Origin of the sequence: Leucobacter massiliensis (genome assembly GCF_002982315.1) — a bacterium.
GTDB classification, from domain to species: domain Bacteria; phylum Actinomycetota; class Actinomycetes; order Actinomycetales; family Microbacteriaceae; genus Leucobacter; species Leucobacter massiliensis.
This window is the reverse complement of sequence record NZ_MWZD01000017.1, coordinates 42,841-69,015: the sequence shown is the minus strand read 5'-3', so window position 1 is coordinate 69,015 and position 26,175 is coordinate 42,841. Positions and strand designations below refer to the sequence as shown.

Below are 26,175 nucleotides of genomic sequence, written 5' to 3'. Positions count from 1 at the left end.
AAGCCGGCGCGCGTGCGCGGCAGCAAGGCGGGAGACGAGGGGGTGCGCAGATGCTGAGAGATCCGCGCCCCGATCGCGCCCCCGCCGCATCCCACGCATCGACGCCGCAGCCCGAGCGCCCCGCCCGGGCCGCGATCCGCCGCCTGCCCGCCACCGGCACCCGGGACGCCCGCGGCCGAGCGCTGCGCGATCTCCGCATCTCGGTCACCGACCGCTGCAACTTCCGCTGCGTCTACTGCATGCCGCGCGAGATCTTCGGCCGCGACTACCAGTTCCTCGACGGGGATCAGCTGCTGAGCTTCGAGGAGATCGTGCGCATCGCCCGCATCGCCGTGGGGCTCGGCGTCCGCAAGCTGCGGCTGACGGGCGGCGAGCCGCTGCTGCGCCGCGGGATCGAGGGCCTCATCGCCGAGCTCGCCGCGCTCCGCACTCCCGAGGGCGAGCCCCTCGATCTGGCCCTCACCACCAACGGCTCGGCGCTGCCCGTGAAGGCTGCGGCGCTGGCCGAGGCGGGGCTGCGCCGCGTGACCGTGTCGGTGGACTCGCTCAGCGAGCAGCGCTTCCAGGCGATCAACGACGTGCGCTTCCCGCTGTCGCGCGTCTTCGACGGGATCGCGGCCGCCGAGGCGGCCGGGCTCGGGCCGGTGAAGGTGAACGCCGTGATCAAGCGGGGCGTGAACGACGACGAGGTCGAGGCGCTCGCCGAGCACTTCCGCGGCACCGGACGTACCCTGCGCTTCATCGAGTACATGGACGTCGGCACCTCGAACGGCTGGGTGCTCGACGAGGTCGTGCCCTCTGCCGAGATCGTCGCCCGCATCGACGCGATCCACCCGCTCGAAGCGCTGCCGGCCAGCCATCCCGGAGAGACGGCGAAGCGCTGGCGCTACCGCGACGGCGGCGGCGAGATCGGCGTCATCTCCAGCGTCACCGGCGCATTCTGCGGCTCGTGCACGCGCGCCCGCATCTCTGCGGAGGGGCGGCTGTTCACCTGCCTCTTCGCGAGCTCAGGCACCGATCTGCGTGCGCTGCTGCGCGACGGCAGCGACGATGCGCGCCTCACGGCAGCCCTTGCCGGGCTGTGGAACGAGCGCGACGACCGCTACTCCGAGCTGCGCGCCAGCGGCGCCGCCGCGGCACCGGGCCCCGACGCCCCCGCCCGCATCGAGATGTCGTACATCGGCGGCTGAGCCCGCCGCAGCGCCACCCGGCCCCTGCCCTAGAGACCGACCCACTCGGAGGTGTCGTCGGCGAAGTGCTGGCGCTTCCAGATCGGGATCTCGGCCTTGATGCGCTCCACCAGGCGCTCGATCGCGGCGAAGGCCTCCGCGCGGTGCGCCGCCGCGGCGGCCGCGACGAGCGCAGCGTCGCCGATCCGCAGCGCCCCCACCCGATGCGCCGCCGCGAGCCGCAGCCCGCTGCGCGCGGCCTCGTCGGCCACCAGCTCGGCCAGCAGGCGCTGCGCCTCGGGGTGGGCGCTGTAGTCGAGCGCGCGCACCGCCGCTCCCCCGTCGTGGTTCCGGATCACCCCGTGGAACACCACCACGGCCCCGCTCTCGGGCGAGTCGACGGCCGCGCGCACGGCTGCTTCGTCGATCGGCTGCTCGTCGACGCGGGCGTAGGGCTGGGTCATCGCCGTCCTTCCTCCGCCCGCGGCGCTCGCGCCGGGGTCCCATCGAGCGTAGCGCGATCCGTATCCGCCTCGCCCGCGAGCAGCTGCGGCGCCGTCGCCGCGAGCGCGCGGATGCCACCCCGCAGGTAGCGCACCCCGGTGTGCCCGCGCTCCTGGAGCAGCCGGGCGGCGCGGATGGACCGCGGATCGCGTTCGCAGTGCACCACCACCGGGCCGGGAGCGATCTCCCGGCCCGCCTCCAGCTCGTCGAGCGGCACGGACTCGGCGCCCGGCACGAAGCGCTGCGCGTGCTCCTCGGCCGTGCGGACGTCGATCAGCCGCGGCGGCTCGCCCGCCTCCATGAGGCGCGCCAGCTCGGCGGCGTCGAGGGCCTCGGGCATGGCGGGGCCGCCGGGGCCCGCGCAGAACAGCTCGTAGTCGATGAGCCCCGTGACGGGCTCCGCCCGCGGATCCCGCGCGAAGGGCAGCTCCCGGGTGCGTGCCGCCAGCGCGTCGTACACGAGCACGCGGCCCAGCAGCGGCTCGCCAACGCCCGCGATGAGCTTCATCGCCTCCGTGGCGAGCAGCGAGCCGACCGTGCCGCAGAGGCCGGGCAGCACGCCCCCGGTGCCGCAGTCGAGCACCTCCTCGGGCGGCGGCGGCACCGGGAAGAGGTCGCGGTAGCCCGGATGCTCGGGCCGCCACGACACCCCCACCTGGCCGTGGAACTGCAGGATCGAGCCCCACACCAGCGGCACGCCCAGCAGCTCGGCCGCGTCGGCCACGAGGTAGCGGGTGGGGAAGTTGTCGCTGCCGTCGATCACGAGGTCGTATCCGCGCATCACCTCGAGCGCGTTCGCCGCGGTGAGCCGCAGATTGAGGGCGTCGAAGCGGACGGCGGGATCGAGCGCGGCGACCGTGCCGGCGAGCGAGGCGACCTTGGGGCGGCCGACATCGGCGGTGCCGTGGGCGATCTGCCGGTGCAGATTCGAGAGCTCCACGCGGTCGTCGTCGACGACGCCGATCCTGCCGATCCCGGCACCAGCGAGGTAGGGCACGCTCGCGCTGCCGAGCCCGCCGGCGCCGATGACGAGCACGCTCGCCGCGGCGAAGCGGCGCTGCGCGAGCTCGCCGAAGCCGGGCAGGGCGATCTGCCGCAGCGCGCGCTCGCGCTGCTCGCCGCTGAGCGCCGCACACGGTTCGACGAGGGCCCCCGGGGCGCCCCTCTGCTCGGGATCCATGCGGCCATTGTAGGGGTTTCCCCGCCGCTCGGTTGCGGGCTACGATGGCTGATATGTCAGTGATCACCGTGCGCTTCTTCGCGGGGGCGGCCGAGGCCGCGGGCCGCGATGAGGAGCAGTGGACGCCGCCGGCGGCGGCCACGCTCGACGCGCTGCGGGCGGAGCTCGCCGAGCGGCACGGGGAGGCGATGCGCCGGGTGCTGCGCTCGGGCTCCTTCCTGGTCGACGGCACGGTGCGGCGCGACGGGGGCGAGATCCGCGGGGCCGTGGTCGACGTGCTGCCGCCCTTCGCGGGCGGATGAGCGGCGGACCCGCGGCGGCGCGGCGGCGCAGTGTCGAGCAGCACCGCGCCGAGGTGCTGAGCCTGCTCGCGGCGGTGGAGCACCGCATTGCGGCGGAGGGCGCCGAACGGCTGCCCGTCGACGACCCCGGGCTCCTCGGACAGGTGACGGCGGAGACGCTGAGCACCGATGGCCCGCTGCCACCCTTCGACAACTCGCAGATGGACGGTTACGCGGTGATCGCCGCGGAACTCGCCGCGGCGAGCGCCGAGCACCCGGTCCGGCTGCGGCTCGGGCGCGCCACTGCGGCGGGCGCTGCCCCGCTCGCGCACGAGCCGGGCAGCGCCTCGCCGGTGATGACGGGCGCCCCCCTCCCGCTCGGCGCCGACGCCGTGGTGCCCGTCGAGCGCACGCTGCCGCCCCGCTTCCCGGCGCTCAGCCGCGCGGGCGGGCCCGCACCGGACCGGGACGCCGAGGTGGCGTTCGCCGAGCCGAGCGCGGCGGGCCGCTTCGTGCGGCGGGCGGGAGAGGACCTTCCTGCCGGGTCGCCGGTACTCGACCCCGGGACGCGGCTCACCGCCGCCCGCATCGGCCTGATCGCGGCGGCCGGGATCGCGGAGGTGCCGGTGCGGCGGAGCGTGCGCGTGCTGCTGTGCTCCACGGGCGACGAACTGGCGGAGCGATCCGCGGGCGGTGACGGCGGATCGGGCGACGCGCCGCTCCGGGCCGGGCTGATTCACGACGCCAACACCCCCATGCTCGCAGCCGCCCTCCGCGCCGCGGGCGCGAGCGTCGGCACGCTGCGCACCGGCGACACCCCCGAGCGCTTCCGCGCGGCGCTCGCCGAGGCCGCCCCCGGCCACGATCTCGTGGTCACCACGGGCGGGATCAGCGCGGGCGCCTTCGAGGTGGTGCGGGAGGCGCTCAGCCCGCTCGGCGTGCGCTTCGCCCCGATCGCGATGCAGCCGGGCGGGCCGCAGGGGCTCGGCACGCTGGGCGCCCTCGCCGGAGCCGATCGCGGCGGCGCCGTCGGCGACGCGGCTCCGGGCGGGGCCCCGGGCGCAGCCGCGGCCCCGGGCGGGGCTGCGGCGGGGATCCCGGTCCTCTGTTTCCCCGGCAACCCGGTGAGCGCGCTCGTCTCCGCCGAGATGTTCCTGTTGCCCGAGCTGCGACGCCTCGCCGGACTGCCCGCCGAGCGCCGCCGCGAGAGGCGCCCGCTGGCGCACGCCGTCGAGAAGCCCGCCGAGAAGCACCAGGTGCGCCGCGGCCGCATCGACGCCGACGGGCGCGTCTCGCTGAGCGCCCCCGGCTCGCACCTGCTCGCGGACCTCGCCGCGGCCGAGCTGCTGGCGCAGCTGCCGCCCGGCCCCGCCGAGCTGGCGGAGAACACCCCCGTCGAGATCTGGAGGATCGATGACTGACACTTCCCCCGCGCCCGAGCACGCGCCCGAGCACGCCCCCGAGACTCCGGGAACTCCCACGGTCCCCGAGCCCCAGCGCCTCACGCACCTGCGCGGCGACGGCAGCGCGCACATGGTCGACGTCACCGAGAAGGCGGTGACCAAGCGCACCGCGCGCGCCGAGGCGACCCTCGTCACCCGCTCCGACGTCGTCGAGCTGCTCGTCGCCGGCGAGCTGCCCAAGGGCGAGGCGCTGGGAACGGCCCGCGTCGCCGGCATCATGGCCGCCAAGCGCACCTGGGAACTGATCCCGCTCTGTCACCCCCTCCCCCTCACGAAGCTCGCCATCGACTTCGAAGCCGCCGCAGACCGGGTGCGGATCCTCGCCGCGGTGACCACGAAGGGCGTGACGGGCGTGGAGATGGAGGCGCTCACCGCGGCCAGCGTGGCCGCGCTGACGCTCTACGACATGATCAAGGCCGTCGACAAGCACGCCACGATCACGGACACCCGGGTGCTCGCGAAGTCGGGTGGCAAGAGCGGCGACTGGGCGATCGGATGAGACGGGCCGCGGTCATCGTCGCCTCGACGCGGGCGGCCGCCGGGACTGCGGAGGACCGCACCGGGCCGGTGATCGCGGAATGGCTCGCGGAGCGGGGCTTCGAGACGCCATCGCCCGCGGTCGTCGCCGACGGGGCACCGGTGGGAGAGGCGGTGCGAGCGGCGATCCGGGATCGCTGCGCGGTCGTCGTGACGACGGGCGGCACCGGGGTCTCCCCCGACGACCGCACCCCCGAGGAGGTGGCACCCCTGCTGGAGGTGCAGCTGCCCGGCTTCATCGAGGAGCTGCGCCGCCGCGGCGCCGCAGCGATGCCGGCCGCGCTGCTCACGCGCGGAGTCGCGGGCTTCGCGCGCGGCACCTTCGTGATCACGCTGCCCGGCTCGCTGGGCGGCGTACGCGACGGCCTCGCGATCCTGGACCCGCTGATCGATCACCTGCTCGGGCAGCGCAGCGGCGGCCCCGGCGGGCAGCACGACTGACGCACGCGTGCCCGGGCGGCAGCACCGCGCCGCCCGGGCACGCCGAGCAGGCGAGCGCTACGCCCCGAACAGCGCCTCGATCGGCCCGCGGGCGAAGAACACCACGAAGCCCGCGGCGACCACCCACAGCAGCCAGTGGATGCTGCGCGCCCGGCCGCTGAGGGCGTGCACGAGCACCCAGGCGACGAAGCCCGCGCCGATGCCGTTCGCGATCGAGTAGGTCATCGGCATCACGGCGGCCGTGAGGAACACGGGCAGCAGCACCCGGAAGTCGCCGAGGTCGATGTGCTTGATCTGCGCCATCATCAGCGCGCCCACGATCACGAGCGCCGCCGCGGCGACCTCGGTGGGCACGATCTGGGTGAGCGGCGTGAAGAACATGGCGAGCAGGAACAGCGCCCCCGTGACGAGGTTCGCGAAGCCGGTGCGCGCGCCCTCGCCGATGCCCGCCCCCGACTCGATGAACACCGTGTTCGAGGAGGCGGACGTCGCTCCGCCCGCGATCGCGCCGATGCCCTCGACGACCAGCGCCGACTTCAGCCGCGGGAAGTTGCCCTTCTCATCCGCGAGCCCCGCCTCCCGCGAGAGCCCCGTCATCGTGCCCATCGCGTCGAAGAAGTTGGTGAAGAGAAGGGTGAAGACGAGCATCACGACGGTCACCACGCCGACGCGGCTGAGGTCGAAGCTCACCGCGCCGACGAGGCTCAGGTCGGGCAGGCCGAAGGGCGCGGATCCCAGCTCGGGCACCGTCAGCCCCCAGCCGCCCGGATTCGCCACACCGCCGTCCTCGCCGGCACGCGGCCCGAGGTGCCAGATCGCTTCGACGATCACCGAGATCACCGTGCCGCTGACGAGGCCGATGAGCAGCCCGCCCTTCACCTTCGCCGCGACGAGCACTCCCGTGAGGACGAGCGTCACCACGAAGATGAGGGTCGGGATCGTGACCACCGAGCCGCCGATGCCCAGGCCGACGGGCGGCGAGCTCTGGCCCGTCGAGGTGACGAAGCCGGCGTTGACGAAGCCGATGAAGGCGATGAAGAGGCCGATGCCGACCGTGATCGCGAGCTTCAGCTCGACGGGCACCGCGTCGAAGATCATGCGGCGCAGGCCGGTGGCGGCGAGCAGCACGATCAGCACGCCGTTGATCACCACGATCGCCATCGCCTCGGGCCAGGTCACCTGGCCGACGACGGAGAAGGCGAGGAAGGCGTTGATCCCGAGCCCGGCGGCGAAGCCGAAGGGAAGCCGCGAGACCACGCCGAAGAGGATCGTCATCACGCCGGCGGTGAGCGCGGTCACGGCGCTGACCGCGGGGAAGGCGAGCGTGTTGCCCTCGACGTCGACCCCGCTGGTGAGGATGATCGGGTTGAGGATCACGATGTAGGCCATCGTGACGAAGGTCACGAGGCCGCCGCGGATCTCCGTCGCGAAGCTGGAGCCGCGCTCGGTGATCTGGAAGTAGCGGTCGACGGCGCCCACGCCGCCCTCCCGAGGCCGGTCCGTCCCCGTCTGCTGCCCGCCGCCCTGCTGCCGCGCCTCTGCCACCGGCCACTCCGTTCTGTGCTGCCTCATCCCCGAGTCCGGGGCTCCCCTGAACAGCAGTACGCTACCACCCCGCAGCGGGCGCCCCGCCCGAGTCCGCAGCTTTCCGCCGAGGCCGCACGCTTCTGCGCGACGGTTCGGTGCGGACTCGGCCGAAATGCGCCGACCCGGCGGAAAGGGGGGCGGGACGGGCGCGGCGGGGACGGCGCAGGCCGGGGCGCGGTTCGGGTGAACCGCGCCCCGGCCTGCGGAGGGACGTCCCGGGTCGGCTCAGCTGACGCCGAGCAGATCGATCACGAAGATCAGGGTCTTACCGGAGAGCGGGTGCCCGCCCGAGGTGCCGTAGGCCTGGGCCGGCGGCACGATCAGCTTGCGGCGACCGCCCACCTTCATGCCGGGGATGCCGGCCTGCCAGCCCTGGATCAGCGAGCGCAGCGGGAAGTTGATCGACTCCCCGCGGCTCCACGAGGAGTCGAACTCCTCGCCGGAGTCGTACTCGACGCCGAGGTAGTGCACCTCGACCGTCGAACTGGCGAGAGCCTCCTCGCCGCTGCCCTCCACGATGTCGACGATCTGCAGCTCGGCGGGGGCGGGCCCCTCCGGGAACTCGATCTCGGGCTTGGTCATGGGTGATTCGCTCATGCCTTCATTCTTCCCGATCCGCGAGGGGCGGCGGCACCGCGTTCGCTCTCAGGGGAGCGCGGCGCGCCCCCGGGCGCAGTACGGTTCGCACAAAGAAGCGCGGCCGCTCGTGTGGGAGGCGGACGCAGGGGGCTGAGCCGCTTCGACTAGGCTTGAAGGTGTGAGATTCGCGCATCTGTCCCTCTCCCCCGATTCCGCTCCCGAGCTCGCGGTGGTACGCGACGACCGCTTCGTGCCGGTCCGGGCGCTCGCATCCGGATACGCGACGCTGCAGCAGCTCATCGAGGCGGGGCCGGACGCGCTGCAGGTGGTGCGCGAGTCCGCCGGGCGGCTCGAGGACTCCGCCTGGCGCGAGCTCGCGGGCGTCACCTACGCCCCGGCGGTGATCGGAGCGCCGATCGTCCTGGCCGTCGGCCTCAACTACGACGAGCACGCGAGCGAGCTGAGCCTCGACAACGATTCGGGCCCCGTGCTCTTCTCGCTCTTCCCCAACTCGCTCGGCGCGCACGAGGGCAGCGTGCCCCTCAACGCGGAGATCAGCGAGGAGGTCGACTACGAGGGCGAGCTCGGCGTCGTCATCGGCCGCGCGGCGAAGGACGTGACGGCGGAGGAAGCGCTCGACTACGTCTTCGGCTACACGGTGATCAACGACATCACCGCGCGCAACATCCAGTTCCAGGAGCCGCAGTGGTCGCGCTGCAAGTCCTTCGACGGCTTCACGCCGATCGGCCCCGTCGTCGTGACCGCGGAGCAGATCCCGGATCCGCAGGCGCTCGCGATCACCACGGACGTCGACGGCCTGCGCGTGCAGGACTCGACGACGGGCTTCATGATCCGCAGCGTCGCACAGCTGATCGCCTCGATCTCGCAGTCGCTCACGCTCCTGCCGGGCACCGTCATCTCCACCGGTTCCCCTGGCGGGGCCGGCCGCTCGCGCAAGCCCCCGCTCTATCTGAAGCCGGGGACCGAGGTGACCGTCACCATCGAGGGCATCGGCGCGCTCACCTCCCACTGCATCACCGCCTGAGCGCTCAGAACGCGGAAGGGGGACGGATCCGGGATCCGTCCCCCTTCCGCGTGTGCGGACCGCCCGCCCGGGTTACTCGCCGTCTTCGAGCTTCTGGGGCGCCGGGGTCTCGCTCGTCTCGGTGATCGTCTCGATCGTGCCGGTTTCGGGTGCGAGCCCGGCGAGCTTCTGCGGCTGCAGGATGTCGTCGAGCTGGGCCTGATCGAGCAGCCCGTGCGACACCACGAGATCCGAGACCTTCTCCTTGCCGGCGAGCGCCTCCTTGGCGAGCTTCGCCGCCGCGGCGTAGCCGATCACGGGCGCGAGCGCGGTGATCACGGTGACGGAGCGCGAGACGGTGTCGGCCAGGTGCTCCTCGTTCGCGGTGATGCCGTCGACGCAGTTGACGCGCAGCGTCCGGCAGGCGCGCTCCAGCCAGGTGATCGACTGGAAGAGGGAGTGGGCGATGATCGGCTCGAAGGCGTTGAGCTGCAGCTGGCCCGCCTCCACCGCCATGGACACGGTGACGTCCGCCCCCGCGACCGAGTAGGCGACCTGCGACACCGCCTCCGGGATCACCGGATTCACCTTGCCGGGCATGATCGACGAGCCCGCCTGGCGCGCCGGGAGGTTGATCTCGCCCAGGCCCGCCTGCGGGCCCGAGGAGAGCAGCCGCAGGTCGTTCGAGATCTTCGACAGCTTGAGCGCGCTGCGCTTGAGCGCCCCCGAGAAGGTCACGAACACGCCCGTGTCGCTCGTCGACTCCACGAGGTCGCCGGCCGTGACGAGCTCCAGCCCGGTGATCTCACGCAGATGGCGGATCACCGCCTCCTTGTAGCCGCGCGGCGCGTTGATGCCGGTGCCGATGGCGGTCGCGCCCATGTTCACCTCGCCCAGTAGGGTGACGGCCTCGCGGAGCCGGTCGATGTCCTCGCGCAGCGTCACGGCGAAGGCGTTGAACTCCTGGCCGAGGGTCATCGGCACCGCGTCCTGCAGCTGCGTGCGGCCGACCTTGATGATGTGGGAGAACTCGCGCCCCTTCGCCGCGAAGGAGTCCGCGAGCAGTGCGAGCTCCTCCAGCAGGCTGCCGAGCGAGAAGGCGAGCGCGATCTTGATCGCCGTCGGGTAGGTGTCGTTCGTCGACTGGCTGTGGTTGGTGTGGTCGTTCGGGTTGATGAAGGCGTAGTCGCCCTTCTCGTGACCGGCCAGCTCCAGGGCGCGGTTCGTGATGACCTCGTTGGCGTTCATGTTCGTGGAGGTGCCCGCGCCGCCCTGCACGACGCCGACGACGAACTGATCGTGGAGCATGCCCTCCTTGATCTCCTCGCACGCGCGGTCGATGAGGGTGGCGCGCTGCTCGTCGAGCGCGCCGATCTCGAGGTTCGCCCGCGCGGCCGCCTGCTTCACGCAGGCGAAGGCGCGGATGAAGTCCGGGTAGACGGAGATGGGACGGCGCGCGATGGGAAAGTTCTCGTGCGCCCGGGCGGTGTGCACCCCCCAGTAGGCAGAGGCGGGAATCTCGACGCTGCCGAGCGAATCGGTCTCGGTACGGGTCTGCGCTGACAAGAAGTCACTCACCGGTATCTGGGCTCCACTACTCGAAGAACACGCGGCCGCGGCCGCACAACATCGACCAGCCTACCCCGCGGAGGCACCGCGGCACGGCCCGCGACGCCGGGGCGCCGGGCGCCGTCCGGCACCCCGGATCCGGGAGCCGAACGGACGCGGCACCGCAGCCGCAGCGCCCCGGCCACAGCCGGGGCCGAGCACGGCAACGCACGTCCGGGAACAGGACCCTCAGCACTCGACCACGTTCACGGCGAGTCCGCCGCGAGAGGTCTCCTTGTACTTCGACTTCATGTCCTCGCCCGTCTGGCGCATCGTGGTGATCGCCTGGTCGAGGCTCACCCGGTGGGAGCCGTCGCCCGCGAGCGCGAGCCGCGCGGCGTTGATCGCCTTCACCGAGGCGATCGCGTTCCGCTCGATGCAGGGCACCTGCACGAGACCGCCGACCGGATCGCAGGTGAGCCCCAGATTGTGCTCCAGGCCGATCTCCGCCGCGTTCTCCACCTGCTCGGGCGTGCCGCCGAGCACCGCGCAGAGCGCACCCGCCGCCATCGAGCAGGCCGATCCGACCTCCGCCTGGCAGCCCAGCTCCGCACCCGAGATCGAGGCGTTCCGCTTCATCAGCGTGCCGATCGCTCCCGCGGTCAGCATGAACTCGATCACGCGGTCCTCGTTCGCGTCGCGGATGAAGCGCGTGTAGTAGTGGAGCACCGCGGGAATGATCCCGGCGGCCCCGTTGGTCGGCGCCGTGACGATCCGGCCTCCCGAGGCGTTCTCCTCGTTCACGGCGAGCGCGTACAGATTGACCCACTCCAGGGCGTGCAACGAGCCGTCCTCGCGGTCCTCCGCGCGGAGACGGGCCAGCAGGCCGGGGGCGCGGCGCCGCACGCCCAGCTTGCCGGGCAGCAGTTCCTCCTGTCGCGTGCAGCCGTTCTCCACGCACTCCTCCATCACCGCCCAGATCCGCAGCAGGCGCTCGCGCAGCTCCGCCTCGTCGCGGTGCGCGGTCTCATTGACGAGCATCACGTCGGCGATCCCGCCGCCGATCTCGCGGCAGCGCTCCAGCAGTTCGCCGCCGCTCGCGAAGGGCAGCGGATCCGGGTGCTCCTCCTCCGGCGGCGAAGCCAGCTCCTCGTCGGAGACGACGAAGCCGCCCCCGATCGAGTAGTACTCCCGCTCGAGCACGACGTCTCCCGCCGCGTCGAACGCGGTGAGGCGCATGCCGTTCGGGTGCCCCGGCAGCGAGCGCCGCAGGTGCAGCACCACGTCCGCCGCCTCGTCGAAGGGGATCGGCCGCTCGCCGCCGAGCAGCAGCGTCCTCGTCTCGCGCGCGCGACCGACCAGCTCCGGCACGATGCCCGGGTCGACCGTCTCCGGCTCGTGCCCCGAGAGCCCCACGATCACGGCCGTGTCGGAGCCGTGACCGCGGCCCGTGGCCCCCAGCGAGCCGAACAGCCCGCACTGCACCCGGTTCACGCGCTCCAGCAGCCCTGCGCCCCTGAGCTCACCGAGGAAGCGGGCCGCGGCGCGCATCGGCCCCACCGTGTGCGATGAGGACGGGCCGATGCCGATCGAGAAGAGGTCGAGCACGCTCAGCGGCATCAGGACCCCCCTGGCTCCGCGAACTCGACCATGGCGTCGAGCAGCCACCGCACCGTGAAGTCCGCGAAGGACGCCCTCGGGAAGACGCGGAAGGTGCGCTCATCCGATCGGTGCAGCAGCACCGGCACCAGCCCCAGCTGGGTGACGATCCCGCTGCCCGCCGGGAACACCCGCGGGTGCAGATCCGCGGGGCAGCCCTTCTCGAGCACCTCGCGGGCGCTCGGCCCGCGCAGCTCCAGCACGGTGCGGTTGGCCGAGAGGTCCACGCACTGGCCGGGCAGGCCGTCGAGCGCGGCGGCCACTTGGGCGCCCTCCCCCGGCTCCTGCTGCCGCGACACGTCGACCGCGAGGAACTCGTCCGGGCCGAGCCACAGCACGTGCAGGCCGTCGGGGTCGCCGCTCACCTCCCCCACCCGGGCGGGCAGCGGCAGACCGAGCGCCTCCTCGACCGCCGCCGCGGAGGCCGAACCGGGGACGCAGCGCAGACCCAGCTGCGGCACGAAGGGCAGCTCGCGCAGCGAGACGGCGCGCGGTCCGGTGATCTCGCCGGCGCGCATGGCGTCGGCGAGATGGGCCGCCGGCGAGACCCGCAGGCGGTTCAGCTCGATCGTGTGCTCAGCCATCGCGTCGCTTCCCTTCGGGATCGTAGAACACGGGAGAGGTGATCTCCACCTCGATGATGTCATCGCCCGCCGGCACGCGCACGAGCTCGCCCATCCGGTTGCGGCCGTTCTCCACGAGCGCGAGACCGAAGGGACGGCCGAGCGCCGCCGACTGGTAGGAGGAGGTGACATGGCCGATCATGGGCACCGGCCCCCGCTCCGGGGTGATCGGCGTGTCCGCCGCCACCAACTGCGCGCCCTCCTCCAGACGGGTCCGGCCGTCGACCGGGAGCACCCCGACGAGGTGCTTGCGGTCCTCGCGCGCCGTGTCCTCCCGGGCGAAGGAGCGCTTGCCGATGAAGTCCTTCTGCTTCGACACCACCCACTCCATGCCGGCGTCCTGCGGGGTGACCGTGCCGTCGGTGTCCTGCCCGACGATGATGAAGCCCTTCTCGGCGCGCAGCACGTGCATCGTCTCCGTGCCGTAGGGCGTGATCCCGAACTCCTCGCCCGCAGCGGCCACCGCCTCCCACACCGTCAGGCCGTAGCAGGTCTCGACATTGATCTCGAAGGCGAGCTCGCCCGAGAAGGAGATGCGGCAGATGCGGGCGGGGATCCCGCTCGCCAGGCGCGTCTCCTGGAACGTCATGAAGGGGAAGGCCTCGTTGGAGAGCTCGAGATCCGGTGCGAGCTTCGCGACGACCTCGCGGGATCGGGGTCCGACGACCGCGACCGTGCTCCACTGCTCGGTCACCGAGGTGAACACGACGTCGAGCTCGGGCCACTCGGTCTGGTGCCACTCCTCCAGCCACTCGAGCACGCGCGCCGCGCCGCCCGTGGTGGTCGTCATGAAGAAGCGGTCCTCCGCGAGGCGCAGCGTCACCCCGTCGTCGAAGATCATGCCGTCGGGAGTGCACATCACGCCGTAGCGCGCGCTGCCCTGCTTGAGCTTCGCGAAGCCGTTCGTGTAGATCCGGTTCAGGAACTCGCCGGCGTCGGCGCCGCGGATCTCGATCTTCCCGAGCGTGGAGGCGTCCTGGAACCCCACCGACTCGCGCACCGCGGCGCACTCGCGCAGCACCGCGGCGTCCAGGTCCTCACCCGGCTGCGGGTAGTACCAGGGCCGCTTCCACTGGCCGACGTCCTCGAACTCGGCGCCGTGAGCCACGTGCCAGGGGTGGATCGAGGTGAGCCGGGCAGGATCGAAGAGCTCGCCGCGGCGCCGTCCGGCCACCGCAGCGAAGGCGACGGGCGTGTACGGAGCGCGATGCGAGGTGCTGCCGAAGCCGGCGAGGCCGTCGCGGCCGAGCGCCGCGGCGATGACGCCGATCGCGTTGACGCCGCTCGTCTTGCCCTGGTCGTTCGCCGTGGAGATGGAGGTGTAGCGCTTGACGTGCTCGATGGAGCGCATGCCCGCGCCGGTCGCCCGGTACACGTCGGCGACGGTCTGGTCGCGCTGCAGGTCGACGAAGTGCTCACGCCACTCCCCCGGCTCGCCCGTTCCCGGGACGAGCCACAGCGGCCGGATGCCGCCGTCCTCCGGGGCGGCCGCAGCGGCGTGGCGCCCCGCGGCCTCGGAGGCGCCCGCGGCATCGCCGCCCGCCGCACCCGCCTGCGGCACCATCAGCGGCGCGGCGAAGCCCGCGCGCTGCGCCGCCCGCTGCCCGGCCGTGGCGCCCTCGAAGAGCGCGTCGTCCAGCGCGTACCGCCCGTTCACCGCACCGGCGAGCGCCTGATTCGCGACGGCCGAGCTGGGCACGAAGCCCGCGATCCGATCGTCCCACGCGACCCGGCCCTGCCGCTGCGTGTGCAGGTGCACCACGGGCGAGAACCCGCCCGAGACGGCCAGCAGATCCGCCTCGATGGTCTCGACCTCGCCCAGCAGCGCGCCGGCGTCGTCGATGCGGGAGACCCGCACCGCGCTGACGCGGCCGGCCGGGCCGTCGCCCGCGGTGTCGACGACCGCGGAGCCGAAGATGCCGCGCACGCCGGCGCGGCCGAGCGCCGCGGCTGCCGACGCCGAGGCCTGCTCACGCGAGTCGACCACGGCGACCACGTCGACGCCCGCGTCGTGCAGCTCGCCGAGCAGCTCGTAGGCCGAGTCGTTGGTGGTGGCGATCGCGATCCGGGAACCCGCCGCCACCGCGTAGCGGTTCAGGTAGCTGCGCACCGCCCCGGCGAGCATGACGCCGGGACGGTCGTTGTTCGCGAAGACGATGGGGCGCTCGTGGGCCCCCGTGGCGAGCACCACCTGCTGCGCCCGGATGTGCCAGATGCGCTGCCGGGGTGAGCCGGGGTGCGGGGCGGCCAGCAGGGCGTCGCTGCGATCCTCCACGGCGACGACGTAGTTCGCGTCGTAGCTGCCGAAGGCGGTGGTGCGGGGCAGGTAGCTGAACTCGCCCAGCCCGCTCAGCCGCTCGACCACCGAGGCGGCCCACTGCGCACCCTCGATGCCGTCGATGAGCTCCTCGCGGGCGCTCAGCAGCGCGCCGCCCGGCGCGCTCTGCTCGTCGATGAGGATGGTGCGTGCGCCGCTCTTGCCCGCCTCGCGCGCCGCGGCGAGGCCCGCCGGGCCCGCGCCGACGACGAGCACGTCGGTGTGCACGAACTTGTGGTCGTAGACCGACTCGTCCTTCCGCGGGTCGAGCGTGCCGAGGCCGCTCAGGTACCGCGCCTCCAGGCCCTCCGTGATCTGCACCCGGGTGGCGGGCAGCATCGACTCGTCGACCTCGCCTGCGGCACGCGCCTTGACCGCGACGAGCGCGTTGGGCTCCTCCACCCCGGCGGAGAAGACGCCGCGCGGGCGGCCGAGATACATCGAGGGACCGCAGTCGATGCGGCCGGCCGCGAGCAGCGCGCTCGCGATCGTGTCGCCCGCGAAACCGCGGTAGGCGGTGCCGTCGACGGAGAAGGAGATCTCGCGGGATCGGTCGATCCCGCGTCCGGCCGCGCGGCCGGCGTCCAGGCGTGCTGCGCTCATCGTGCGTCCTCTTCCTCGGGCAGTGCGGGCCGGGGCTCGCCCATGCGGTAGACGGCCTTGAACTCGTAGGTGACGGTGTCGCGGAGGGCGTTGAACCACTTGCGGCACCCCGCGCTGTGGCTCCACCGCTCGGCGAAGACGCCGCGGGTGTTCTCGCGATAGAAGAGGTACTCCGCCCACTCCCGGTCGCTCAGCGCGAAGGGATCCTCGGGGTAGGGCACGTGCGCCTGTCCGCCGTAGTGAAACTCGACCTCGTCGCGCGGGCCGCAGTTGGGGCACTCGATGAGCAGCATGATCGTTCCTTTCTGCTGCGCTAGTGGGCGACGGCGGCAGCGCCGTGCTCGTCGATGAGGCGACCGGTCTCGAAGCGGTCGAGCGAGAAGGGGGCGTTGAGGGCGTGCGGCTCGCCCGTTGCGATCGTGTGCGCGAAGGAGAATCCGGCGCCGGGAGTGCCCTTGAAGCCGCCGGTGCCCCAGCCGCAGTTCACGAACATGCCCTCGATGGGCGTCTTCGAGACGATCGGCGAGGCGTCGAGCGTGACGTCGACGATGCCGCCCCAGGTGCGCAGCAGGTGCGCTCTGGCGAAGATCGGGAACAGCTCGACGGCCGCCGCCAGCTGCTCCTCGACGACGTGGAAGGCGCCGCGCTGGCCGTAGCCGTTGTAGGCGTCGACGCCGGCGCCCATCACCAGCTCGCCCTTGTGCGCCTGCGAGACGTAGACGTGCACGTGATTGGACATGACGACGGTCGGGTGCACCGGCTCGAACAGCTCGGAGACGAGCGCCTGCAGCGGGTGCGACTGGATCGGCAGCTTGAAGCCCGCGAGATCGGCGAGCACGGAGGAGTTGCCGGCCGCGGCCAGGCCGACCCGCCTCGTCTCGATGCGCCCGCGGCTCGTCTCGACGGCGACGACGCGGTCGCCCTCCTTGACGAAGCCGGTCACCTCGCAGTTCTGGATGATGTCGACCCCCATCTCGTCGCACTTGCGTGCGAAGGCCCACGCCACATGGTCGTGCTTCGCGATCCCGGCGCGTGGCTGGTAGGTCGCCCCCATCACGGGGTAGCGCAGCTCCTCGCCGATGTTGATGATCGGGCACAGCTCCTTGACCTCGGCGGGGGTGAGCCACTCCGCGTCGACGCCGTTGAGCACGTTCGCGTTGACGCGGCGCTTCGACTCGCGCACGTCCTGCAGGGTGTGCGCGAGGTTCATCACGCCGCGCTGCGAGAAGAGGAAGTCGTACTCGAGCTCCTCGGGGAGCTGCTCCCACAGCTTGAGGGAGTGCTCGTAGATCGCGGCCGACTCGTCCCAGAGGTAGTTGGAGCGGATGATCGTCGTGTTGCGCGCCATGTTGCCGCCGGCGAGCCAGCCGCGTTCGAGCACGGCGATGTTCGTGATGCCGTGGTTCTTCGCGAGGTAGTAGGCGGTGGCGAGGCCGTGGCCGCCGCCGCCGACGATGACGGCGTCGTACCCGGTCTTCGGCTCGGGGTTGCGCCACAGGAATGCCGGGTGCTCCGGCAGCAGCTCGGCCATCAGCGTGCTCCGATCGGTGCGAGTTCGGGGTAGAGCGGGTGGGCATCGGCGAGTGCGGTGACGCGTTCGCGCAGGGCGGACACGGTCGCGGGCTCGGCGCCGCCCTCGGCGGTGCCGGCGATCAGCGTCTCGGCGATGATGTCGGCGACCTCGGCGAAGGCCTCCTCGCCGAAGCCTCGGGTCGCGAGCGCTGGGGTGCCGATGCGCAGGCCGCTGGTGACCATCGGCGGGCGCGGATCGAAGGGCACCGCGTTGCGGTTGACCGTGATCTCCACCTCCGCGAGCAGATCCTCCGCCGCCTGCCCGTCGAGCACGGAGTCGCGCAGATCGACGAGCACGAGATGCACATCGGTGCCGCCGGTGAGCACGCTGATGCCGCGCTCGGCGACGTCCGGGCGGGTGAGCCGCTCGGCGAGGATCCGCGACCCCGCGAGGGTGCGCTGCTGGCGCTCCGCGAAGGCGTCGCTCGCCGCGATCTTGAAGGCGACCGCCTTCCCCGCGATGACGTGCTCGAGCGGTCCGCCCTGCTGACCGGGGAACACCGCCGAGTTGATCTTCTTCGCGATCTCCGCGTCGTTCGAGAGGATGATCCCGCCGCGCGGCCCGCCCAAGGTCTTGTGCGTGGTGGAGGTCGTGACGTGCGCGTGCGGCACGGGGCTCGGGTGCAGCCCGGCGGCGACGAGCCCCGCGAAGTGGGCCATGTCGACCATGAGGTAGGCCCCGACCTCGTCCGCGATGCGGCGGAACTCGGCGAAGTCGAGCTGGCGCGGGTAGGCGGACCAGCCCGCGATGATGAGCTGCGGGCGGTGCTCGCGGGCGAGCCGTTCGACCTCGGCCATGTCGACGCGATGGGTCTCGGGATCGACGCCGTAGGGCACGATGTTGTAGAGCCGCCCCGAGAAGTTGAGGCGCATGCCGTGGGTGAGGTGGCCGCCGTGAGCGAGGTTGAGACCGAGGATCGTGTCGCCCGGCTTGATGAGCGCGTGCATGGCCGAGGCATTGGCCTGGGCGCCGGAGTGCGGCTGCACATTCGCGAACTCGGCGCCGAAGAGCTGCTTGAGGCGGTCGATGGCGAGGGTCTCGATGACGTCGACCTCCTCGCAGCCGCCGTAGTACCGGCGTCCCGGATAGCCCTCGGCGTACTTGTTGGTGAGGACGGATCCCTGCGCCTGCATGACCGCCTGCGCGGTGTGGTTCTCGGAGGCGATCATCTCGAGCCCGCGGCGCTGGCGATCGAGCTCAGCGTCGATGCGCTCCGCCACCTCGGGGTCGAGCTCTGCGATCGGGGCGTTCAGCTCGTGCGGGGTGCGGGGCTGGAAAGCAGCGGGCTGCGTCATCGGAACTCCTTCGTACGATTGATCACCAACTAATATATCAGGTGGTCCCTAGTAGAATATTGCCAGGACATGAGCCCGTCAAGGTCCGTCCCGGCCCGGCGAGCCGCTGCTCCCCGGGAGCAGTGACGCGGCGGGCCGTGCGGCACCGGTCGCCGACGGCGGGCCGGCTATCGAGAGGAAGCTCCGTGGAATGGTCGCTTGAGGAGACGAAGGCCGACCGCGCCTATCGCGAGCTGCGCAGCCGCCTGATCATGCTGGAGATCCCGCCGGGCGCGGCCATCAACGAACTGGCCCTCTCGCTCGAGCTCGACCTCGGGCGCACGCCCATCCGCGAGGCGCTGAAGCGACTCGAGAACGATCACCTCGTCGTCTCCTACTCCCGGCGCGGCACCTTCGCCACGAACGTCGACATCACCGACCTCGCCGCGATCTCCGAGGTACGCCAGGTGCTCGAACCGCTCGCGGCGCGACACGCGGCGAACTCGCTGCGGGAAGAGCAGCAGGCCGAGTTCGAGGCCGTCATCTCCGAACTGGAGGGGATCGACCCCGCCGAGAACAAGCGGGGCCTGCTCGAGTACGACCTCACCGTGCACCGGCTCATCTATCACGCGATCGACAACCACCACCTCGCCGAGACCCTGGAGCGGCTCGACGACCTCGCGACGCGCATCTGGTGCCTCGTGCGCGATCGGATCCCGGACATCAGCGGCCACATCACCGAGCACATCGATCTCCTGAGCGCGATCCTCGACGGCGACAGCGAACGCGCCGCGCAGCTCGCCGGGGATCACGTGCGCAACTTCGAGGCCACGGTCCGTACCGTTCTCTGACCCTGCCCCTGTTTCTTCCTGTTTCTTCCTGTCCGGTTGGTTCTCGGCTGCGGTGAGTGGTGGTGGTGTGCGAGTGGCGGTGGTGTGCGCCATGCCTTGGGGTTTCGTTCGCGCACGGCACCGCCGCTCGCTGTCGCGTGTGCGGGCGGGGGGGCGGGGGGTAGGGGGGGGCTCTTTTACACATCTCCGAGCCCACCAGAACGAGGGTGGGTTCGTATGGCGGCCTTTTCTTGGAAAAAAAAAAAAAATGTGAGTGCATGCAATAGATCTGGAGGGTCAGAGGTGTATAGGAGACGGGGATTGGGGGATGCGGGCAGAGCCGCGTACTTGCGCTTCGCGCCGCGAGCCGGTTAGCATCGCAGTGATATATCAGTTGCCTATTATAGGTGCCGGCGTCCACGGCGGGAAGCCACCCCGAGACACTCGGGGCGGACCGGCCGCGGATCCGGCCCACCCGGACCACCCCGCTCACCAGCACCGACGCAAAGGCGGTTTCATGTCTCCTCTCCCCCAGCGGACGTTCATCCTCACCTTCACGTGCCCGCAGCAGATCGGCATCGTCCACGCGCTCACCGGAGTCCTGGTGAAGCACGGCTGCGACATCATCGACCTGCGCCAGTTCGACGACCTCGTCACCGGGCGCTTCTTCTTCCGGGCCAAATTCGCCTTCGCGGACGGCGAGCCGGCAGACGCGGCGAGCGTCTCGGCCGACTTCGCAGAGCTCGCGGAGAGCTTCGAAGCCGAGTGGTCGGTGCGGCCCGAGACCGAGAAGGTGAAGACCCTCGTGATGGTCTCCAAGTTCGGGCACTGCCTCAACGACCTCCTGTTCCGCACCCGCGCCGGCGAGATCCCCGCAGACATCGTCGCCGTCGTCTCGAATCACCCCGATCACCGCCAGCTCGTCGAATGGCACGGCATCCCCTTCTTCCACATTCCCGTCACGCCCGAGACGAAGCCCGAGGCGGAGCAGAAGCTGCTCGAGATCGTGGACCGCTTCGAGGTGGACCTCGTCGTGCTCGCGCGCTACATGCAGATCCTCTCCGATCATCTCTCGCGCGAGCTCAGCGGACGCGCGATCAACATCCACCACTCCTTCCTGCCCTCCTTCAAGGGGGCGAAGCCCTACCACCAGGCGTGGGAGCGCGGCGTGAAGACCGTCGGCGCGACCGCGCACTACGTCAACCACGAGCTCGATGAGGGCCCGATCATCGCGCAGCAGGTCCAGCCGGTCGATCACTCCTTCGAGCCCGAGGACCTCGTCGCCGCGGGCCGGGACACGGAGAGCAAGGCCCTCGCCGACGCCGTCAAGTGGCACTGCGAGTCGCGCGTGTTCCTGAACGGCAACCGCACCGTCGTGCTCCGCTGAGGCGACCCGCCCGTGCACCGATAGACCCTGGGGCGGGGCGGCACTGCCCACGTCGCCTCGCCTCAGCACTCTCCTCGCATGCGCCGTGCGAGACCTCGCGGCCCGATCGCGAGACCCACCGGGCGCGCACCGCCGCGCGTCCGGCCGCATCGCCGATCAAGGAGGATCACCCCCCGATGTCCCTGCGCTCCGCCCCTACCCCCCTCCGCCCCTACGACGAGGCCCCGGTCAACCGGATGGTCGTCATCGTCACCATCGCCGCACTCGGCGGCATCTTCGTCGACGGCTACATCCTCGGCGTCATCGGAGGGGCGGTCGGCCCAGCCTCGGAGGAGCTCGGCCTCTCGCTGCTCGGCAGCGGGCTCATCGCGGCGAGCGCCCTCATCGGCATCTTCATCAGCGGCCTGTTCTTCGGCCGGGTCGCCGACCGCTTCGGCCGCAAGCGCGTGTTCTTCTGGAATCTCGTCGGCTTCGTCATCGTCTCGATCCTGCAGCTCTTCGTCGTCGGCACCTGGGACCTCGTCGCCTACCGGCTGCTCATCGGCCTGCTCATCGGCGTCGAGTACGCCGTCGGCACCTCGCTCCTCGCCGAGTTCACCCCCGTGAAGAAGCGCTCCCTGCTGCTCGGCATGATCGCGCCGTTCTGGTTCGTCGGCTTCATCTCGGCGTTCGTCGTCTCCCACTTCTGGGACCCGGCGGCGTGGCGCTGGCTGCTCGCCACGAGCGCGATCCCGGCGGTGCTCGTGCTCATCGTGCGCGTCACGATCCCCGAGTCGCCGCGCTGGCTGCAGAGCCGTGGCCGCATCGCCGAGGCCGAGCAGGTCGTGAGGAAGCACTGGGGCGCCGAGTACGGCCTGCCGAGCATCGTGAAGACGGAGACCAGCAGCTCGCTGCGCGAGTTCTTCACGCAGAACGACTGGCGGCGGATCGTCTATTCGGGACTGTTCTGGCTCTGCCAGGTGGGACCGCTGTTCGCGATCTTCACCTTCATCACTCCCGTGCTGGACAGCCTCGGCTTCGGCGGCACCTTCGGCTTCGATCTGCTCGTCAACGCCTTCCAGCTGGCCGGCGCCGCATTCGGGATCTGGCTGCTCGCGGTCATGTCGCGCCGGGGTTTCGTGATCTGGACCTTCGCGGTGCTCGCGGCGATGCTCGTCTACCTGGGCCTGTGGGCGGATCAGCCGCCGGTGCTGAAGCTCGTGGTGTTCGGCGCCTTCGTGTTCGTGATCGTGGCCTCGAACACGATCCAGTACGTCTACCCGCCCGAGATGTTCGAGACCCACTACCGGAGCACGGGCGTCGGCTTCGCCGCGGCGATCAGCCGCATCGGCGCGGCCGGGGCGACGTACCTGTTCCCGCTGGCGCTCGACTCGCTCGGGGTGAGCACCACGCTGCTCCTCATGGCGGCTTTCTCGCTCGTCGGGCTCCTCGCCTCGATCGCGTGGGCGCCCGAGACCAAGCTCGTCGCCCTCGACACCGCGCCGGTCGATCTCCGGCACTGACATCACGCGGGCCCCGGAGCGCTCGGCTCCGGGGCCCTTCGCGGCCTGTGCGCGGGAGGGATCAGCCTCCCGTGACCTGCTTCTCGGTGGTGTCGGGACCGGCCTCGGCATCCGGGCCCGCCGCCGCTGCCCGGTCCGGCTGCGCGGCAGCGGGGTCGGGATCGGCGCCCGGTGAGGCGCCCTCGACGATCGGCGAGCCGCTCGCCGCTCGCTTGGCCTCGGCGTCCGCGGTGATCTGCTCCTCCGTGATGATCGTGATCTCGCTGGTGACCAGTCCGAAGGCCTGGCCTTCGGCGTGCCGGTCCACCCCCGCCACGACGGCTTCCTCCAGCAGCTTGGAGGCGAGTGCGCCGCGGATCACGAGCGGGTCGCGGGAGAGATCGCGCCAGAGGGCGGCGCAGAGCAGCACCATCACGATCACGAAGGGCAGCGCAGACACGATCGTGATGTTCTTCAGGCCGTTCAGCGCCTCCGAGGGGTGATCGCCTCCGGCCAGCAGCATCACGGCCGCCACGGCGCCGGTCGCGACGCCCCAGAAGATCACCGAGCGCTTCGTCGGGTCGAGCACCCCGTTCTCGGAGAGCGCCCCCATCACGATCGAGGCCGAATCGGCCCCGGTGACGAAGAAGATCGCGATGAGCACGACTGCGAGGGCGACGAGCGCCATCGTGATGAACGCGGGAAGCGGCAGCGCATTCAGCAGGTCGAAGAGCGCGGTGTCGAAGTTCAGCTGCGGCGCGCCGTCGACCATCTGCACGAGCGCTTCGACGTTGTCGCGTCCCTGCTCGGCGCGCTGCTGGATGCCGATCGCGCCGCCGCCGAAGATCGCGAACCAGAACAGCGACACGAGGGACGGGACGAAGAGCACGCCCACGATGAACTGGCGGATCGTGCGGCCGCGTGAGATGCGTGCGATGAAGATGCCGACGAAGGGCGACCACGACACCCACCACGCCCAGTAGAACACGGTCCAGTTGGACAGCCACGTCGACACGTCATCGCCGAGGCCGGTGGTGCGCGAGGCCATCTGCGGCAGCATCTCGACGAAGGAGCCGATCGAGGTCGGCACGACGTTGAGGATGAAGAGCGTGGGGCCGCCGATGAAGACGATGACCGCGAGCAGCACGGCGAGCACCATGTTGATGTTGGACAGCCACTGGATGCCCCGCTCGATGCCGGAGACGGCCGAGGCGACGAAGGCGGCGGTGAGCACGGCGATGACGCCGACGAGCAGCGGGGTCGTGACCTGGCCGACGATACCGCTCGACTGGATGCCGCCGCCGATCTGCAGTGCGCCGAGTCCGAGCGAGCAGGCCGAGCCGAAGAGGGTCGCGAGGATCGCGAGCACGTTGATGATGCGCCCGCCCGCCCCGTTCACGACGCGCTCGCCGAACAGCGAGGTGAACATCGAGGAGAAGAGCATGGAGCGCCCGAGGCGGTAGGTGCTGTAGGCGATGCCGAGGCCGACGATCGCGTACATGGCCCACGGGAAGAGCGTCCAGTGGAAGAGGGTCTGACCCATCGCGACGCTGATCGCCTCGCTCGACGCGGCGGTCACCGTGTCCGGCGGGGGCGCGAGGTAGAAGAACAGCGGCTCCCCCACTCCGTAGAAGACGAGCCCGATGCCCATGCCGGTGGCGAACATCATCGAGATCCACGAGGCGGTCTTGAACTGCGGTCGCTCGTCGTCCTTGCCGAGCGGGATCCGGCCGAACTTGCTGACGGCGACGACGATCACGAAGGTCGCGAACAGCGCCCCGGCGACGACGAAGAGCCAGCCGAAGTTGTTCATGGTGCCCGCCAGCAGCTGCGAGGCGACGTTGCCCAGGCCCGACGGGGAGATGATGCCCCAGACGATGAAGGCGAGAGCGATCGCGCCTGCGGCGCCGAAGACGATGGCGTCGACGCCCGTGCGCCGTCGGGTCTTCGTCGGCTGCTTGCTCTGCTGCAGGAAGGCGATGTGCTCCTCAGTGGTCTGAGGGCGCTTGGGGCGGGGTGAACGTGCCACGCGGCACTCCTTTCACGGGCGCCGAGCTCGCGGCACCTCAGTTCCCCCAGGGAACCGGGCGCTCACGGTCGGCGCTGACCGGTACTGCGAAATCCCGCTCGGGCCGCGGTCCCCCCGGATCGCGGAGCGCGGTGCGCCCAGAGCCGGCTCCGGAGCGGGGGGCGGGGGGCCGAGGGGGGACACCGTGACGTGTAACTCATATATCTGTTTCAGGCTATCGCGCTCGGGTGCCGTCGCCAAGCATTACGCCCAAATTCACACTGAGGCCACTTTCTCCGCGGGTGCGCCTTCGCGCGCCGCGCTGCCCCGCCCGCCTATCCGCGCGCGGGCGGCACCCGGTGGCCGAGACGCCGCGACAGCTCGTCCGCGTGCGCGCGCAGGGTGGCCGCGAGGGCCGGCAGCTCGCTCTCCGGCATGCGGAAGGCGGGCGCCGTGACACTCAGCGCCGCGATCACCGCGCCGTCCGAGTCGCGGACGGGCACCGCGACGGCGTGCGCGTGCTCCTGCCACTCCGCGAGTGCCGCGGCCCAGCCGCGGTCCCGCACGAGCCGCAGCTCGTCCGAGAGCCGTTCCGGCTCGACGATCGTGGACTCGGAGTAGCGCCGGAGCCCCTCCGCGATCACGCGCTCCAGGGCGGCGGGCCCCTCCGAGGCGAGCAGCACCTTCCCCGATGAGGTGGCGTGCGCCGGCGTGCGCTGACCGACGAACTGATCGCGGACCGCGACGCTGCCGCTGCCCGTCGCCTGGGCGATGTTCACGGCGTCGCCGTCCACGAGGATCGCCACGTTCGACGTCTCCCCCAGCTCCGCGGTCACCTCGTCGCAGACGAGCTGCGCTTCCCGGGCGAAGTCGACGCGCGCCGTCACCGCGCCCGCGATGCGCAGTGCGCCGCCCCCGAGCCGGTAGGCGCCGTCGGGGCCGCGCACCACGAAGCGACGAGCCTCGAGCGTGGCGAGCAGGCGGAACGCCGTGGAGCGATGCACCCCGAGTTCCGCGGCGATCTCCGCGATGCCGGCGGCGCCCCGGTCGGCGACGTGCTCCAGGATCCGCAGCGCCCGGTCGACCGATTGCACCGGCGAGGCGTCACCGCGACCACCCCCGCCGCCCCGGGCGGCCACCTCCTCGCGCATGCCCGACAGTCTAGTCACGAGTCCTCGGAGAGCCGCGTCTCGAGGATCGACGCAGCGATGCCGCGCAGCGCGAGCAGGGACTCCCGGATCAGCGTCGACTCGGCAGCGCCCCGGCGCACCACGGCCAGGATCGTGCGCTTGGGCGCCGCAGCGCCCGCGATCCGCACCCGCGTCACATTCGGGGTCCCGGCCACGCTCACCAGCCGGGGCACGAGCCCCACCCCCATGCCCGCCCCGACGAGCGCCATCGACGTCTCCCACTCGAGCACTTCATGGCGCACCCGCGGGGTGAGGCCAGCGGCCGTGAACGCCGCCACGAACAGCGCGAAGTACGGGCCGGACGCGGCCGTGATCCAGTCCTCCCCGGCCAGTTCGGCGAGGGCCACGGAGTCGCGCCCCGCGAGCCGGTGGTCACTGGGCATCATCACGTCGAGCGGGTCCGCGAGCAGCTCGAACTGCTCGAAGCGCGAGTCGTCTCCGTCGCGGGCCTCGGCCTGCATGGCGACGATCACGGCCAGGTCGAGCCGCTCCGCGAGCAGCAGCTCGGCGCAGCGCGCCGGATCCGCCTCGACCACGTGCACCCGGACATCCGGGCGGCTCTCGCGCAGCCGCGCGGCGAGCGGGGCGAGCAGGTTCGCGGCGGCGGTCGAGAAGCCGCCGATCCCCAGCCGGGACTGCAGCTGCCGTCCCTCGCTCAGCACCGCCGCCCGGATCCGCTCCCACTCCTCGACGAGCCCGTCGGAGCGGCTCACGAGCTCGTGACCGGCGGCCGTGAGACGCAGGCCGCGGCCGTCGCGCACGAGCAGTCGCACCCCGAGCGCCCGCTGCACCTCGCGCAGCTGCGCGGAGACCGCCGACGGCGAGAGGCCGGTGAGCTCGGCCGTGCCCGAGATGGTGCCGCAGGAGGCGAAGGTGCGCAGCGTCGCGAGCCGAGGGTCGATCATGCAGATATTCTG

23 protein-coding genes are annotated in these 26,175 nt (G+C 71.7%); 9 read left to right on the top strand and 14 right to left on the bottom strand.

The window, feature by feature from the left end:
* Positions 1 to 50: 50 nt before the first annotated feature.
* Positions 51 to 1,190: a GTP 3',8-cyclase MoaA gene (moaA, locus tag B4915_RS07165; RefSeq protein ID WP_105805141.1), complete on the top strand. Its 1,140-nt coding sequence runs from the start codon at positions 51 to 53 to the stop codon at positions 1,188 to 1,190.
* Between the two features lie 29 nt (positions 1,191 to 1,219).
* On the opposite strand, the gene B4915_RS07160 is transcribed toward moaA, so the two are convergent.
* Both B4915_RS07160 and B4915_RS07155 read right to left on the bottom strand, forming a co-directional pair.
* The gene (locus tag B4915_RS07160; RefSeq protein ID WP_105805140.1) at positions 1,220 to 1,633 is read right to left on the bottom strand and encodes a molybdenum cofactor biosynthesis protein MoaE; all 414 of its coding nucleotides are present in this window, start codon (positions 1,631 to 1,633) and stop codon (positions 1,220 to 1,222) included.
* Positions 1,630 to 2,853 (bottom strand): ThiF family adenylyltransferase, encoded by a 1,224-nt coding sequence (locus B4915_RS07155; protein WP_105805139.1) that lies wholly within the window; start codon positions 2,851 to 2,853, stop codon positions 1,630 to 1,632. The genes B4915_RS07160 and B4915_RS07155 overlap by 4 nt, the downstream gene beginning before the upstream one ends.
* Positions 2,854 to 2,906: 53 nt before the next feature.
* Between B4915_RS07155 and B4915_RS07150 the strand changes: the two genes are divergently transcribed.
* The 4 genes from B4915_RS07150 to B4915_RS07135 are packed head-to-tail and all read left to right on the top strand — an operon-like array spanning position 2,907 to position 5,575.
* Positions 2,907 to 3,155, top strand: a complete 249-nt coding sequence (locus B4915_RS07150; RefSeq protein ID WP_105805138.1) for a MoaD/ThiS family protein — start codon at positions 2,907 to 2,909, stop codon at positions 3,153 to 3,155.
* On the top strand, positions 3,152 to 4,555 hold the full coding sequence (locus tag B4915_RS07145; protein ID WP_105805137.1) for a molybdopterin molybdotransferase MoeA: 1,404 nt from the start codon (positions 3,152 to 3,154) through the stop codon (positions 4,553 to 4,555). The genes B4915_RS07150 and B4915_RS07145 overlap by 4 nt, the downstream gene beginning before the upstream one ends.
* Positions 4,548 to 5,096, top strand: coding sequence for a cyclic pyranopterin monophosphate synthase MoaC (moaC, locus tag B4915_RS07140; protein ID WP_105805136.1), 549 nt, complete (start codon positions 4,548 to 4,550; stop codon positions 5,094 to 5,096). Before B4915_RS07145 ends, moaC begins: the two co-directional genes overlap by 8 nt.
* On the top strand, positions 5,093 to 5,575 hold the full coding sequence (locus B4915_RS07135; RefSeq protein ID WP_105805135.1) for a MogA/MoaB family molybdenum cofactor biosynthesis protein: 483 nt from the start codon (positions 5,093 to 5,095) through the stop codon (positions 5,573 to 5,575). The genes moaC and B4915_RS07135 overlap by 4 nt, the downstream gene beginning before the upstream one ends.
* 57 nt (positions 5,576 to 5,632) lie before the next feature.
* On the opposite strand, the gene B4915_RS07130 is transcribed toward B4915_RS07135, so the two are convergent.
* A complete protein-coding gene (locus B4915_RS07130; protein WP_425436332.1) occupies positions 5,633 to 7,147 on the bottom strand; it encodes an NCS2 family permease in 1,515 nt (504 codons plus the stop codon).
* A gap of 240 nt (positions 7,148 to 7,387) precedes the next feature.
* Positions 7,388 to 7,759 (bottom strand): FKBP-type peptidyl-prolyl cis-trans isomerase, encoded by a 372-nt coding sequence (locus B4915_RS07125; protein WP_105805134.1) that lies wholly within the window; start codon positions 7,757 to 7,759, stop codon positions 7,388 to 7,390.
* Between the two features lie 160 nt (positions 7,760 to 7,919).
* On the opposite strand from B4915_RS07125, the gene B4915_RS07120 reads away from it, so the two are divergent.
* Positions 7,920 to 8,786 (top strand): fumarylacetoacetate hydrolase family protein, encoded by an 867-nt coding sequence (locus B4915_RS07120; protein WP_105805133.1) that lies wholly within the window; start codon positions 7,920 to 7,922, stop codon positions 8,784 to 8,786.
* Between the two features lie 72 nt (positions 8,787 to 8,858).
* Here B4915_RS07120 and B4915_RS07115 read toward each other — a convergent pair whose 3' ends face one another.
* The 7 genes from B4915_RS07115 to glyA all read right to left on the bottom strand — a co-directional run bounded on the left by B4915_RS07115 (position 8,859) and on the right by glyA (position 18,383).
* A complete protein-coding gene (locus B4915_RS07115; protein WP_105805132.1) occupies positions 8,859 to 10,343 on the bottom strand; it encodes an aspartate ammonia-lyase in 1,485 nt (494 codons plus the stop codon).
* Between the two features lie 219 nt (positions 10,344 to 10,562).
* The gene (locus B4915_RS07110; protein ID WP_105805131.1) at positions 10,563 to 11,933 is read right to left on the bottom strand and encodes an L-serine ammonia-lyase; all 1,371 of its coding nucleotides are present in this window, start codon (positions 11,931 to 11,933) and stop codon (positions 10,563 to 10,565) included.
* On the bottom strand, positions 11,933 to 12,556 hold the full coding sequence (locus B4915_RS07105) for a sarcosine oxidase subunit gamma (protein WP_105805130.1): 624 nt from the start codon (positions 12,554 to 12,556) through the stop codon (positions 11,933 to 11,935). The genes B4915_RS07110 and B4915_RS07105 overlap by 1 nt, the downstream gene beginning before the upstream one ends.
* Complete coding sequence (locus tag B4915_RS07100; RefSeq protein ID WP_105805129.1) at positions 12,549 to 15,515, bottom strand: sarcosine oxidase subunit alpha family protein; 2,967 nt, start codon at positions 15,513 to 15,515, stop codon at positions 12,549 to 12,551. The genes B4915_RS07105 and B4915_RS07100 overlap by 8 nt, the downstream gene beginning before the upstream one ends.
* Positions 15,512 to 15,808 carry a sarcosine oxidase subunit delta gene (locus tag B4915_RS07095; protein WP_105805128.1) on the bottom strand — a complete coding sequence of 99 codons (297 nt, stop codon included), beginning with the start codon at positions 15,806 to 15,808 and terminating at the stop codon, positions 15,512 to 15,514. The genes B4915_RS07100 and B4915_RS07095 overlap by 4 nt, the downstream gene beginning before the upstream one ends.
* 20 nt (positions 15,809 to 15,828) lie before the next feature.
* Entirely contained in the window at positions 15,829 to 17,046 is a 1,218-nt protein-coding gene (locus B4915_RS07090) for a sarcosine oxidase subunit beta family protein (RefSeq protein ID WP_105805127.1), read from the bottom strand.
* Positions 17,046 to 18,383: a serine hydroxymethyltransferase gene (glyA, locus tag B4915_RS07085; protein ID WP_105805126.1), complete on the bottom strand. Its 1,338-nt coding sequence runs from the start codon at positions 18,381 to 18,383 to the stop codon at positions 17,046 to 17,048. Before glyA ends, B4915_RS07090 begins: the two co-directional genes overlap by 1 nt.
* Before the next feature lie 185 nt (positions 18,384 to 18,568).
* Here glyA and B4915_RS07080 point away from each other — a divergent pair, with 185 nt between their 5' ends.
* The 3 genes from B4915_RS07080 to B4915_RS07070 all read left to right on the top strand — a co-directional run bounded on the left by B4915_RS07080 (position 18,569) and on the right by B4915_RS07070 (position 22,081).
* Entirely contained in the window at positions 18,569 to 19,213 is a 645-nt protein-coding gene (locus B4915_RS07080; protein WP_245907396.1) for a GntR family transcriptional regulator, read from the top strand.
* A 496-nt stretch (positions 19,214 to 19,709) separates the two neighbouring features.
* Entirely contained in the window at positions 19,710 to 20,579 is an 870-nt protein-coding gene (purU, locus tag B4915_RS07075; protein WP_105805125.1) for a formyltetrahydrofolate deformylase, read from the top strand.
* 176 nt (positions 20,580 to 20,755) lie between these two features.
* Positions 20,756 to 22,081, top strand: coding sequence for an MFS transporter (locus B4915_RS07070; RefSeq protein WP_105805124.1), 1,326 nt, complete (start codon positions 20,756 to 20,758; stop codon positions 22,079 to 22,081).
* A gap of 61 nt (positions 22,082 to 22,142) precedes the next feature.
* On the opposite strand, the gene B4915_RS07065 is transcribed toward B4915_RS07070, so the two are convergent.
* The 3 genes from B4915_RS07065 to B4915_RS07055 form a co-directional block, all read right to left on the bottom strand.
* Positions 22,143 to 24,089 carry a BCCT family transporter gene (locus B4915_RS07065; RefSeq protein ID WP_105805123.1) on the bottom strand — a complete coding sequence of 649 codons (1,947 nt, stop codon included), beginning with the start codon at positions 24,087 to 24,089 and terminating at the stop codon, positions 22,143 to 22,145.
* A 314-nt stretch (positions 24,090 to 24,403) separates the two neighbouring features.
* Positions 24,404 to 25,219, bottom strand: a complete 816-nt coding sequence (locus B4915_RS07060) for an IclR family transcriptional regulator (protein WP_105805122.1) — start codon at positions 25,217 to 25,219, stop codon at positions 24,404 to 24,406.
* Positions 25,220 to 25,233: 14 nt separating this feature from the next.
* The gene (locus B4915_RS07055) at positions 25,234 to 26,163 is read right to left on the bottom strand and encodes a LysR family transcriptional regulator (RefSeq protein WP_105805769.1); all 930 of its coding nucleotides are present in this window, start codon (positions 26,161 to 26,163) and stop codon (positions 25,234 to 25,236) included.
* Between the last annotated feature and the right edge of the window lie 12 nt (positions 26,164 to 26,175).

Excerpts from the sequence above, each read along its gene's own strand:
- B4915_RS07130 (WP_425436332.1), bottom strand. The coding sequence starts at position 7,147 with ATGAGGCAGCACAGAACGGAGTGGCCGGTGGCAGAGGCGCGGCAGCAG.
- B4915_RS07060 (WP_105805122.1), bottom strand. The coding sequence starts at position 25,219 with ATGCGCGAGGAGGTGGCCGCCCGGGGCGGCGGGGGTGGTCGCGGTGAC.
- B4915_RS07110 (WP_105805131.1), bottom strand. The coding sequence starts at position 11,933 with ATGCCGCTGAGCGTGCTCGACCTCTTCTCGATCGGCATCGGCCCGTCC.
- B4915_RS07055 (WP_105805769.1), bottom strand. The coding sequence starts at position 26,163 with ATGATCGACCCTCGGCTCGCGACGCTGCGCACCTTCGCCTCCTGCGGC.
- glyA (WP_105805126.1), bottom strand. The coding sequence starts at position 18,383 with ATGACGCAGCCCGCTGCTTTCCAGCCCCGCACCCCGCACGAGCTGAAC.
- B4915_RS07095 (WP_105805128.1), bottom strand. The coding sequence starts at position 15,808 with ATGCTGCTCATCGAGTGCCCCAACTGCGGCCCGCGCGACGAGGTCGAG.
- B4915_RS07070 (WP_105805124.1), top strand. The coding sequence starts at position 20,756 with ATGTCCCTGCGCTCCGCCCCTACCCCCCTCCGCCCCTACGACGAGGCC.
- moaC (WP_105805136.1), top strand. The coding sequence starts at position 4,548 with ATGACTGACACTTCCCCCGCGCCCGAGCACGCGCCCGAGCACGCCCCC.
- B4915_RS07145 (WP_105805137.1), top strand. The coding sequence starts at position 3,152 with ATGAGCGGCGGACCCGCGGCGGCGCGGCGGCGCAGTGTCGAGCAGCAC.
- B4915_RS07150 (WP_105805138.1), top strand. The coding sequence starts at position 2,907 with ATGTCAGTGATCACCGTGCGCTTCTTCGCGGGGGCGGCCGAGGCCGCG.
- B4915_RS07090 (WP_105805127.1), bottom strand. The coding sequence starts at position 17,046 with ATGGCCGAGCTGCTGCCGGAGCACCCGGCATTCCTGTGGCGCAACCCC.
- B4915_RS07125 (WP_105805134.1), bottom strand. The coding sequence starts at position 7,759 with ATGAGCGAATCACCCATGACCAAGCCCGAGATCGAGTTCCCGGAGGGG.
- B4915_RS07135 (WP_105805135.1), top strand. The coding sequence starts at position 5,093 with ATGAGACGGGCCGCGGTCATCGTCGCCTCGACGCGGGCGGCCGCCGGG.
- purU (WP_105805125.1), top strand. The coding sequence starts at position 19,710 with ATGTCTCCTCTCCCCCAGCGGACGTTCATCCTCACCTTCACGTGCCCG.
- moaA (WP_105805141.1), top strand. The coding sequence starts at position 51 with ATGCTGAGAGATCCGCGCCCCGATCGCGCCCCCGCCGCATCCCACGCA.
- B4915_RS07100 (WP_105805129.1), bottom strand. The coding sequence starts at position 15,515 with ATGAGCGCAGCACGCCTGGACGCCGGCCGCGCGGCCGGACGCGGGATC.
- B4915_RS07105 (WP_105805130.1), bottom strand. The coding sequence starts at position 12,556 with ATGGCTGAGCACACGATCGAGCTGAACCGCCTGCGGGTCTCGCCGGCG.
- B4915_RS07160 (WP_105805140.1), bottom strand. The coding sequence starts at position 1,633 with ATGACCCAGCCCTACGCCCGCGTCGACGAGCAGCCGATCGACGAAGCA.
- B4915_RS07155 (WP_105805139.1), bottom strand. The coding sequence starts at position 2,853 with ATGGATCCCGAGCAGAGGGGCGCCCCGGGGGCCCTCGTCGAACCGTGT.